The sequence below is a fragment of the uncultured Porphyromonas sp. genome (genome assembly GCF_947254915.1).
Lineage (GTDB): Bacteria > Bacteroidota > Bacteroidia > Bacteroidales > Porphyromonadaceae > Porphyromonas.
On record NZ_CAMYEZ010000070.1, the window covers coordinates 1 to 11150 of the forward strand.

Here is an 11150-nt window from a genome sequence, read left to right on the forward strand (position 1 = left end):
TCCTAGAGGAGCTAGACAAGTTTAAGAAAGGCTCCGATCAGATCAACTTCAACGCACGTGCTTTCGTTCGCAAGCTTGATGAGCTGGCTGGCGCTGACTTCTTCGAGCATGGCGCTGACCTAGGAGAGGGGAGAGGTCGCCTCTACGTCTATCTAGGCAATAAACCCCACGAGCGTGTGGCGCATGCCTTTGGCGAAAACATCCCTGATCATAAGATCCTGAGCGCTACACTACACATCGCTGAGGCAAACCCCTCCGAGCGCACCATACTCGTGAGCAAGGACATCAACCTACGCATGAAGGCTAAGTCGCTCGGCATACCTGTGGAGGACTATTTCAACGATAAGGTGCCGACTTTTGATCTCTTTGACCAGGCTCAGCCGACCTTCGAGGGGATTGATGCAGAGCTTATCAACCGTCTCTACGACAATGAGCAGGGCATCTCACTCGACGAGCTGGACTTCGGCAGTAAGATACAGCCCAATGAGTGCTTCGTCCTCAAGAGCGATCAGAGCAGTGTGCTGGTGCGCTACAACCCCTTTGAGGCGATGGTGCGACGAGTCGATAAGTATACCCACATGGGCATCACGCCGAGGAATGCGGAGCAGGCCTTCGCCTTTGACGTACTGATGGATCCCAACGTGCTCCTCGTGGCGCTCTCGGGCAAGGCTGGTACGGGCAAGACGCTCCTAGCTCTAGCTGCAGCTCTCGACCAAGCCGACCACTACGGGCAGATTATGCTGGCGCGGCCTATCGTGGCGCTCGCCAATAAGGACCTAGGCGCTCTGCCTGGTACGGAGCAGGAGAAGGTGAGACCCTATATGCAGCCACTCTTTGACAATCTGAATGTCATCAAGTCTCAGATGAAAGGTGGCAAGCAACAGGCTGAGTTGGAGAAGCTACAGCAGGACAACAAACTGATCATCGAGGCGCTCGCCTATCTACGTGGTCGTAGCTTGGCGGACGCTATCGTAATCGTTGATGAGGCGCAAAACCTAACCCCGCACGAGGTCAAGACAATCATTACACGTGCTGGTGAGGGGACGAAGATGATCTTCTGCGGTGACGTGGATCAGATCGACTCGCCTTATCTAGACAGCCAGAGCAATGGTCTCGCTTACATGATCGATAGGATGCGTGGCGAGACGCTCTTCGCTCATGTTAACCTAATCAAGGGCGAGCGTAGCGAGCTGAGTGAGCTGGCTTCGCATCTGCTCTAATTCTAATATTGTAGATACCCCCAAACCTCTAATATGAAAGAAACCACATCTCCCTCCACGGCTCGTGATGGAGCCGTCGAGGGGCTCTCCCTACTAGGCAATAAGCGCACAGTCTACGCACAGGACTATGATCCGAGTGTGCTGGAGGCTTTTGAGAATAGGCATCAAGACCGAGACTATCACGTACGCTTCGAGTGCCCAGAGTTTACAGCGCTCTGCCCGATCACGGGGCAGCCTGACTTCGCTACTATATATATAGAGTACGTCCCTGACGTGCGTATGGTCGAGAGCAAGAGCCTCAAGCTCTATCTCTTTAGCTTCCGCTCGCATGGCGCCTTCCATGAGGATTGTGTCAACATCATCATGGACGACTTGATCCGTCTGATGGATCCGAAGTATATCGAGGTGACGGGCGACTTCTCTCCTCGCGGGGGCATTAGCATTGTGCCCTTTTGCAATTACGGTCGCCCTGGCACTCCATATGAGGCGTATGCGCGTGAGCGTATGCTCGCCTTCCACCACTAGATCGACTGCGGTATGAAAGGGGCTAAGCGAAAGTACCTGACCATCATCAATCCGCACTCTGGTACAAGCCGAAAGACGAGTATCCCAGAGCTAGCTTACAACATCCTCTCTGAGAATGGTAGCGAGCTATACTTCGTCTACACCAACGAGCAGGGACACGTGGCGCAGATCATAGACGATATGGCGACCCAGGGCTTTGATGTGGTGATCGGTGTCGGTGGTGATGGCACGATCAATGAGGTAGCCGATGCGGTACGCCCTACGGATATGACGATGGGCATCATCCCGATGGGCTCGGGCAATGGATTGGCGCGCTCTCTAGACATACCGATGGATCCTGAGGGTGCGCTGGAGGTCATTCGCAAGGGGTATGTCAAGCGGATCGACTGCTGTGAGGCAAACGGGGTCCCATTCTTCGTTACCTTTGGCGTAGGTTTTGATGCGCAGGTGACGGCTAGCTACGATCAGAAGAGCTTTCGTGGTCCGCTCTCGTATATCATCTCGACGGTCGATCAGTTTATCAAGCACAAGTCCTCGCTCTATCGCCTCCATCTCAATGGCGAGGTGATCGAGCAAAAAGCCTTTCTCGTGACCTGCGCTAATGCGGATCAGTATGGCAACAACGCTATCATAGCTCCCGAGGCGGAGCTGGACGACGGTCTCTTTGATGTGGTGGTCATCCGCAACATGTCCTTACTGAAGGCTCCGCAGGTGGCGATCAACCTCTTTACTAAGAACATCAACGAGAGCGCCTCCATCGACATCTACCGCACCGACCATCTCGTCATAGAGCGTGAGGAGGCGGGCTATGCGCAGGTGGACGGCGAGCTCCTCGAGCTAGGTCGTCGCATTGAGATTACGATCCAAAAGCAACAGCTCCCTATCTTGGTGCCACTACCAAGAAGTTAGAATAAGAGCTAGCTCTATCAAGGCTAGATATACATTCTGATGAGTCGCACTAGGATGGAGAGGCAGCGCTCCATAGCATCGAGCGAGCAGTACTCATGGATGGAGTGGAAGTTGCCCCCACTGGTGAAGATGTTAGGGCAGGGGATGCCTCGCTCCGAGAGGACCGCTCCATCGGTGCCACCACGTATCGGCTGGATGATAGGCTTGACACCGACCGCCTCGTAGGCTGCCACCGCATGCTCTATGACCTCAGGGTGCGGAGCGATATAGTCGTACATGTTGCGGTACTGGTAGGAGACTTCGATCGCTAGCTGTGCGGTGTGTGGCTCTTCGTTGATCTGCTGAGCCACCTCTCGGATACGTGCTATGCGCTCCTCTAGGAGCTGGCGGTCGTGGTCGCGGATGATGTACTCAGCGGTTGCGGACGAGACATCTCCCGCCATGTGGCATAAGTGCAGGAAGCCCTCTCGTCCCTGGGTTACCTCGGGTCGCTCGTGCGTGTAACCTAGTCTGTAGTCGAGCTTGATGAGCGACTGGAGTGCGTGGCGCATCGTGTGGTAGGCATTGCCTGGGTGGACGTTGTGTCCTGTGGCGGTGATGCGTGCAGAGGCTGCGTGAAAGCATTCGTACTCAAACTCGCCCTCAAGTCCTCCGTCGATGGTGTAAGCGTAGGTCGCCTGAAGCTGGCTCTCGTCAAAGGACTCTAGACCTCGTCCCACTTCTTCGTCTGTCGTGAAGGCAAGTGCGATAGGTCCGTGCGCTAACTCGGGCTTGCTCTGCAGCTCCGCAGCGAGGGTCATCAAGATGGCGACGCCCGCCTTGTCGTCGGCTCCGAGGAGTGTCGTCCCGTCGCTCGTGATGAGCGTATGCCCCACATAGCGTAGCAGGTCGGGGTAGTCGCTGGGACTGAGTATGCTCCCCTTGAGCTGGATTGGCTTGCCATCGTAGTTAGGGTGGAGGCAGGGAGAGACCTTTTCTCCAGGAGCTTCGGGAGAGGTGTCTACATGAGCGAGGAGCGCGATGCGGGGAACCTCTTCGTAACCGGCCGTGGCGGGTATTTGTGCTATCACATAGCCCGCATCATAGCAGGTAGCTGGTATCTGTAGCGCCTCTAGCTCCGAGTGAAGCAGACGGAGCAAGTCCCACTGACAGGAGGTCGAGGGCTTCGTCGGACTATTCGGATCGGAGGTGGTGTGGATCTTTACGTAGCGGAGGAATCGCTCTAGGAGTTGACTCATAGTGTGTGCAAAGGCTTAGCGCTGCTTGAGGATACTATTGATGACGCGGCAGGTGGAGATGAGCTTACCGCTCTGGGTGGAGTAGATATCCACGTTCCAGACGTGGGTGCTGCGCCCCTTGTGAAGTATCGTGGCGACGCCGCGCACGGTGTCTCCGACGACTGTCGAGGAGACGTGGTAGCCACTCACCTGCATGCCGACTTGTATCTCGCCTTCGTTGGCTATAGCCACTGAACCTAGCCCTGCGAGGGTCTCGGCAAAGGCTAGCGAGGCACCTCCGTGCAGGATGCCCATCGGCTGTCTCGTGCGACTGTCCACGGGCATCGTGCCCGTGACATAGCCCTGCGCTATCTCTGTGCAGCGCATGCCGAGCGCTCCCATGAGCGTGTTGGGCATGATAGCGTTGGCATCTTCTGGGTCAAAGGGAACCCCATCGTAGCGCAGCTTGATCTGCTTGGTAATCATGTGGGCTAAGCCCGCTGCGTCGCAAGAGGTGGTGATATAGTCAGCGCAACTCTTGAGCGGCTCGGGAGCGTTTGCCATAGCTACGCCTAGTCCAGCGCGCTGTACCATGGCGACATCCTCTAGAGTGGTGCCGACGGCGATGATGTTTTGCTGATTGAGGTCTAGTCGGTCTAGGATAAAGTCCAGCGCTCCCCGCAGGCTGACGCCAGAAGCTACGATTGAGAGCTCATTCATCGGCTCATCGTAGAGGGTGGCGGTCAAGGCTTGCTCAGCTTTGAGCCGTTCGCTCAGTTTCTCCAGTCGATCCTGTCTGGCTAAGATAAGCGCTCTAAAGATTGGTTCGGAGGGAGCTTGGAAGGGTTCGTCGGCTTCGGCCAATTCTAAGATCGGCATGCCCCAAAGCTTGGCGAGCTGTAGGACACGTGGCTGATGGGTCTTCGTAGTGTAGAGGGCTTTCTCGCCAATGAGTGCTAGCGTGTAGTCGCTATTCACCAGCTCGTAGAGATGGGTGAGCTCGGCGGGACGGAGTGGGCGAGAGGCCAGCTCACGACCCGTGCGACAGTTGTGAACGCGTGCGCCTAGATGGGAGATGATGTAGCCACTATTGCGCGGTAGTTGCAGCAGCTCGGAGAACTTCAGGAGACTAGTCATAGGCGCTTCGCTGGCGATCGCCACACGTAGAGCGTACTCCTCCTGCACCTCTAGGAGGGCTTCGCGGTCCTCTAGCGCTATCTGCCCATTGCTCCCGAGCAGACAGTCACGGTCTTTGATGGCGAGGAACTTATAGCCACCACTCTTTACTTGATCTGTCATAGGACTCCTTATTATAATGCGGACCAGTTAAACTGTACGCCGATGCGCCCGCTGTAGGGCTGCGTCATGTTGTAAGCACCTAGTCCATAGTACTGACTGTCGAAAGTGGCAAAAAGCGTCCACATATCCGTCAAGCGATACTGCGCCGTCACCTCAGCGGTAAACCTTGTGAGCGAAGCCCACGCTGCGCCCACTAGAAGCCCAGTCTTGGGAGCCTGAGCGGGGTGAAGGATCTTGGGCGAGAGACAGGTGTCGTAGTAAACCACCCCACGAAGGTCTAGGCGACGTGTAGGACGGACAGCCAACTTTGCATAGCTCTGGAAGTAAGGCTTGGGGACGCGGACGGAGAAGTTCGCCTGACGGTTGAACTGCGCTCCGAGGCTCAGCTCACAAACCTTTGCGATGACCGTAGAGAGGTCTAGACCTGCGTAGAAGATGTCAAGCTTCGTGTAATCATTGCGCTGCGACTGTAGCCATGAGCAGTAAAGCTCTTCGCCAGTGTAGTAGGGTAGGAGATTGAAGCCGTAAGTGCGGCCATAGTGATCGTACCCGCCGTACAGCTCGTAGGTGCCAGAGCCGAGCTGGAGCTTGATGCCTGTGCGGGAGCCGAGCTGCTGACGCTCTGGTCTAGGCAATACGTTGAGCATGACACCTGGTATGCGAGCTAGGTAGTCAAATGGGTTGACATCTTGTATTCCGCCCGAAGCCCGCAGGTACCACTCCCAGCGCCTCTGATCAGAGAGCGACAGACGAACCTCTGGGTAGACCAGCACCTCTTGGTTGGCAAAGTCCACGCCGACACCGCCTGAGAAGTCTAGGTCGGCAAAGTTAACGAACCCACGATAGCGAAACTGCGGGTGTGCCCCTAGGAGGAAGAGCTGTGACGGCTGGCTCGTGCGGATACGCATATCGGCGCTCAGTCCGAGAGACCAGTCTTCAGAGAGCTGCACAGCGGTAGCTCCATCAGCGTCAATCGTATGTAGATATTCGCTAGCTAGGAGGTCGCCTGGGGCTGGGCTAGGTAGTGAATGGTATAGGAAGGCGTAGCGTGCGCCTAGGTCGAAGGACCAGTTATGCGCCTGGAGGTTCTCTATGCGACCCGTCATACTGTACTCGCGTAGCTTGTCTTGCCAGCGGGTGCGGTCTAGTAGGGGAAGCGCAGTTATCTGCATCCGCTGTTGCGTAGGGGTGTGCGCAAAGATGTGACTACGGATGCCTCCCTGTAGCTTGACGGTGCTCTCCTTCCAGTGATAGCTGTAGCCTAGGACTCCCTCGGTAGCGTGGCGGTACATCTCCGTCTGTCGGGGAACTTCCTCAAGGTAGTGATAGTCCGCATCGGACTGGTCCATAGGTCCATGCACAGAGCGGTTAGGTCCGTTCTTGCTGAGCGTGAAAAGCTCTGAGCGATGCGTCAGATCGAGAGAAAGGACATTGTGCTTGCTCCCAAAGTGCCACTGCCCCGCCAGATCCCCACCGAAAGTCGGTGCAAAGCCTCCGAAGAGCCGAGCCATGATCCCATTGTAAGGCTGAGGCACCTCACTGGCAAAGCTAGACAGCTGAGGCGTCGGCGCTGGCGAGAGGGTCGGTGTGAAGTCTCTCGTGGAGCGAGGTGTGGCTGGGTTGTAGCGCTCTATCTGAGGCTTGGTCAGAGGTATCAGCGTAAAGATAGGATTGGTGTCATCTATCTGTCTCACCTTGTCGCTCACCACGGTGACCTCACGGCTGATCGTGTCACGCTTGGCTGGAGAGGTGGGCTGTTGAGCTAAAGCTGGGAGCAGGCTGCTGAGCAGTACTGGGAGAAGTATGTATAGTCGTTTCATCGATGATAGGCTTAATCGTGAGAAATGGAAGGCGAGAGGCGCATTAGCGAGCCGTACGCTGGCGAAGCTGTGCGAGCTTCTCTGTGGCGCGCTGACGTATCAGCGAAGTCTCGTCGGTGTAGTTCTTGAGCAAGCTCTCTAGGTATAGTCTTGCCGTGTCGGGATCTCCCTTGGCGAGGTACCAGTCGGAGAGCGTTATGATCGTCTCGGCAGATAGATCGGGGTCTGGGTAAGCTTCGTTGACCAGCTTGTCCAGTAGCTGCTTCGAGTAGCTTTGCTGCACCTTGTTGGAGACGTAGTGCTGAGCTAATAGGAGTGTCCCCTGACTGCCAGCGTAAGTCCCTATACGAGCGACAAGAGGCTTTAGCAAAGATTCGATCTGGTTGCCACGACCTGTCTTCAAGTAGCTGGTAGCTAGGCGACAAGTCAAGAGGTCTAGTTGCTCTTGGCTCCATCCTTTAGCTTTGTCTAGCTGAGGGGTCACGACCTTGATGACCCACGCATATTGTCCCGCTTGGAGCGCACTCTCGGTAGCTGAGAGCAGTGTCGTCTGATAGCTCGCAGGGGCTAGCGGTAGTGTGAGTAGCTCCTGTTGCAAAGGCAATGCCTGCGCAAAGGCTCGCTGATGAAGGCGGATCGTAGACATCTTCTGGAGCAAACCAATGTGTAGCTCCTGCGACAGTTGCTTGCGACTGGGGTAGATGCGCTCATAGAGTGCTAGAGCGTCCGCCTCCTTGCCAGCACGTTCGTAGAGGTCTCCCAAGTAGTAGTGCGCTAAGAGCGAAGATGCACCTTGTGGCTTCAGAGCTAGGTACTCCTTGAGCAAGCGCTCTGCCTGTGGCTGTCGGGACTGGTAAGCACGCTCGGCCGTCTCGAAGGAGATGCTCATCGCCTCGCTCTCGTTGATGGCGTAGCTGCCTCCGATGCTGTTGGCGTACTGGACAAACTCTGTGGAGCGTCCCTCCTCAATGTAGATACTCTTCAGCGCTTCGTAAGCTTGCTTCGCCTCGCCACTCTGTGGCGCCTCCGCGAGGAGCGCTTTGTAAGTCTCGATAGCTCGGTTCGTCTCATTCCTATTATAATATAGTAGTGCCAACTGCAAGGCAGCCTTGCGCCCATACTCGCTCTGCGGGTACTCCTGCGTCAGGCGTGTGAAAGCTCCGATAGCCTCCGCATGCTGTCCGTACAGTTCCATAGCTCGTCCCTGATCATACATAGCGCGAGGCTTGTAAAGGCTGTTCGGATGGCGAGCGATCAATTTATCAAGTGCAGCTATCTGCGCCTTGTAGTCCTTCTTGAGACCCTCAATGTCGGACAGCATATAGAGCGCATAGACCTGATTGTCAGGAGCGATCCTGTAAGCCTCCTCGTAGTAGCGTACGGCAGGCGTGTAGTGCCCCTGCATATAGTGCGCATCGCCTAGGCGGGCGTGGACATCTGCCTGCAGTGTATTATCGAGCGTGCCCTCTTGGAGTAAGATAGAGAGCGTCTGCGTGGCAGCTCCGTACTGCTTCTGCTTGATCTGACTGTAGCCCAGTAAGTAGCGAGCTATCTGTAGCTGCTCGCTAGTAGCTGTGCGCTTATTGAGGATAGCAGTGAGGGCTTGAGATGCACGCTTGTAGGCTCCCTGCTGAGAGAGGAGTTGCGCCCCTAGTAGCTCCGCCTCAGTGTGGTGTGTGGAGCGCGTGCCGAGCCCTTGCGCTTGCTGGTTGTAGCGCTGTGCTAGGGCTAGGTCGCCCGCCTGCTGCGCCTGCTGTGTGAGCTGATTGAGCAGATAGCACTGCGCCTCTACAATAACGGGCGAAGGACTCTTGATACGTCCTATCGAGGCTAGACTAGTCAGGTAGTCGGGGCTGCGGTAGTAGCTCTCAATGAGGAAGTGCTCCATCGCCTCACGGTGTGCCGACTGGGCGAATGTATTGAGAAACTCCTCGCAGAGCCTCACCTCCTGACCAAACGACCCGCCCGCCTTACTGCGCATCAGCAATACCTGCTCATAGATAGCTGCTTCACGGATCGTAGGAGCTACAGCTCTATCTGCTGCCACCTGATAGGAGGCCAAAGCTTCGGAGTAAAGCCCCATATCTCTACGAGCACGGGCTAGGTAAAGGTTGGCCACCCCGCTCGTCTCCGCATCGCCACGGGTTGCTAGGAGTAGATGCGGGATCGCTTGCTCCGTGCGCTCCGTCTCCATGTAAGCCGCAGCGAGGATAAGTTGGTCTTCGGGTGTTAGGGCATTAGCCTTTTGCTCTGCTAGTGGAGCGAGGCGCTCGATAGCTTTGCTCGGCTCCTCCAGACGATACCAAGCGTTTGCCTCTAGGATCTGACTCTCCGTGCGCTGCTCCTCCGAGAGGCGTGCCGTAGCAAGTGCCTCGGTGTGCGTGAGCACCGACTGATAGTTTTGCCGATAGAGGGCTATCCGCGCCAGTCCTAGACGAGCGTCATACTGCAGATCTCCCTGATCCTGTATCGGGAGGAGCGTGCGCTCAGCCTTGTCCAGACTGTTTTGCGCTATGTATAGTTGCGCTAGATAGAGCCTAGCCACATCGCCCCAGTAACCTTCATTAGCAGCGGTCAACTCAAAGAGTCGCTCCACCTGATCTACAGAGCGACCAGACAGTAGGAGCGCATAGGCCATCTTGACCTGCCACTCGCTCCGCGCCTCACGTGTCAAGGTCCGCTCACGCACCTGCTCTAGCGTATGGCGAGCACGATTGTACTCCTTATTATATAGATAGTGTGTGGCACGAGCTATGCGCGCTATCTGGGCCTGACGGGAGACGGGCTCTCTGGTGATATACTCCTCCAGCTCGGCTGCAGCACTCGGACGACCCAGCAGATGCGCCCCATAAGTGGCAAACCACCCATCCGCCTCGCTCAGACGTCGTGTAGAGGAGAGGAGCGTCATGGTGCGTAGGGGTGAGCCAGCAGCGAGAGTCACCTCGATGGCATGCTGCTCGGTGGGCCTGCTAAAGGTCTCTTGCGCCTGTAGTGGATAGGCTAGTGGCAAGCTACCACAGAGCAGTAGCGTATATAGGTATCCTTTGTAGTTCATCGGTAGTAGTCTTATCTTATGGGGGCGAAGTCCTCTGGATACGCCCAATCGATTCTAACGCAAATCTACTGAAATAACTCTTGAGGACAAAATATAGTCAAGTCTGACACCTGATACAAGATGACTTCATCGATGGCACTATCAAGGAAATCGGACAATTCCTCGGTGGAGATTGTTGATTATCCTGCGAGGAAACGAAAAATTCTTCGGAAGTTCGAAATCTTTCTTCCGAAGTTTCATCTCATTCTTCCGAACTTTTATTTCCCGGTTCCGTGGGGAATTTCCGTTTCCTCGTGAGCTATTGGGAAATTCCTCGTGAGCTTTCGGGGAGAGCGCAGAAATTCACATCTTTTGCTGTGTACAAAAAAAACTATCTTTGCGATATGGAAAGAGGTCTCAGTCTGCTACCATCGCCTAGCACAAGGCGTGTAAACTAAAGAAGTAGGAGAGCGAAGATGCGGACGTGCGTGGACAGATCAAGAGATCAAAAGAATACTAACTCATAAGCTTTTAGAACGATGAAACATACGACATGGTTATGCGCTTTGCTCCTATTCCTGCTACCACTCGTGGCAAAGGGACAGCAACAAGTGACGCTGGATGAATCTCAGCAAGAGATCGCAAAGGTTATAAAGACCGTCATGCATATATCTGAGCAGGATGCAACACTGGCTCAGGCTGATGCTACGACACGTAAGGCTGTCGAGGTGGTGCGAGCCCTCACTGGCCAAAAAGAGTACAGCGAGAAAATGGCTACAAACCTAGCCTCTGCACTGACTCTAGAAGATAATCACATCGTAATCCTCCCTAAGTATCAGCGTCCAACAGAGGGTGCCACGTGGGATGGTGTATCCCTAGCGGAATTCGTGAAGGCGATAGACGACTTTCGCTCGATGACGCTAACGGGACAGCAATAGTCGGCTGTATAGTCCGTATCTTTCGCTCCTATCCTTCTAGGGACTGTTGCTAATTAGCTACGGTCTCTAGTTGTTTTTAGGGGGCTATTCATCTTCAAAAAGAGTCTCTTTACGAAGAACATGTCGGGAAAACCGTATTTTCCACTCCAAAATGCAATTTGGAGTGGAGCTCGCCCTGCTCCGGACGC

At 55.2% G+C, this 11150-nt stretch carries 8 protein-coding genes; 4 read left to right on the forward strand and 4 right to left on the reverse strand.

The features are described 5' to 3' along the window. The 3 genes from Q0X57_RS05325 to Q0X57_RS05335 all read left to right on the forward strand — a co-directional run. The coding region (locus Q0X57_RS05325; protein ID WP_297728683.1) for a PhoH family protein at positions 1-1220 on the forward strand (1220 nt) is incomplete at its 5' end. Between the two features lie 33 nt (positions 1221-1253). Further along, positions 1254-1745, forward strand: a complete 492-nt coding sequence (queF, locus tag Q0X57_RS05330) for a preQ(1) synthase (RefSeq protein ID WP_007365465.1) — start codon at positions 1254-1256, stop codon at positions 1743-1745. A 12-nt stretch (positions 1746-1757) separates the two neighbouring features. Continuing rightward, positions 1758-2654 carry a diacylglycerol kinase family protein gene (locus Q0X57_RS05335; protein WP_297728688.1) on the forward strand — a complete coding sequence of 299 codons (897 nt, stop codon included), beginning with the start codon at positions 1758-1760 and terminating at the stop codon, positions 2652-2654. 23 nt (positions 2655-2677) lie between these two features. On the opposite strand, the gene pepT is transcribed toward Q0X57_RS05335, so the two are convergent. From pepT to Q0X57_RS05355, 4 genes are read right to left on the reverse strand one after another with little or no spacing between them, the layout of a single operon-like run. Continuing rightward, entirely contained in the window at positions 2678-3892 is a 1215-nt protein-coding gene (gene pepT, locus Q0X57_RS05340) for a peptidase T (RefSeq protein WP_297728691.1), read from the reverse strand. Between the two features lie 15 nt (positions 3893-3907). Then, entirely contained in the window at positions 3908-5170 is a 1263-nt protein-coding gene (locus tag Q0X57_RS05345) for an HAD hydrolase family protein (RefSeq protein ID WP_297728693.1), read from the reverse strand. Between the two features lie 11 nt (positions 5171-5181). After that, positions 5182-6990, reverse strand: a complete 1809-nt coding sequence (locus Q0X57_RS05350) for a hypothetical protein (RefSeq protein ID WP_297728696.1) — start codon at positions 6988-6990, stop codon at positions 5182-5184. Positions 6991-7033: 43 nt separating this feature from the next. Continuing rightward, a complete protein-coding gene (locus tag Q0X57_RS05355) occupies positions 7034-10045 on the reverse strand; it encodes a tetratricopeptide repeat protein (RefSeq protein WP_297728699.1) in 3012 nt (1003 codons plus the stop codon). A gap of 518 nt (positions 10046-10563) precedes the next feature. Here Q0X57_RS05355 and Q0X57_RS05360 point away from each other — a divergent pair. Further along, the gene (locus Q0X57_RS05360; RefSeq protein ID WP_297728702.1) at positions 10564-10962 is read left to right on the forward strand and encodes a hypothetical protein; all 399 of its coding nucleotides are present in this window, start codon (positions 10564-10566) and stop codon (positions 10960-10962) included. Positions 10963-11150 lie beyond the last annotated feature (188 nt).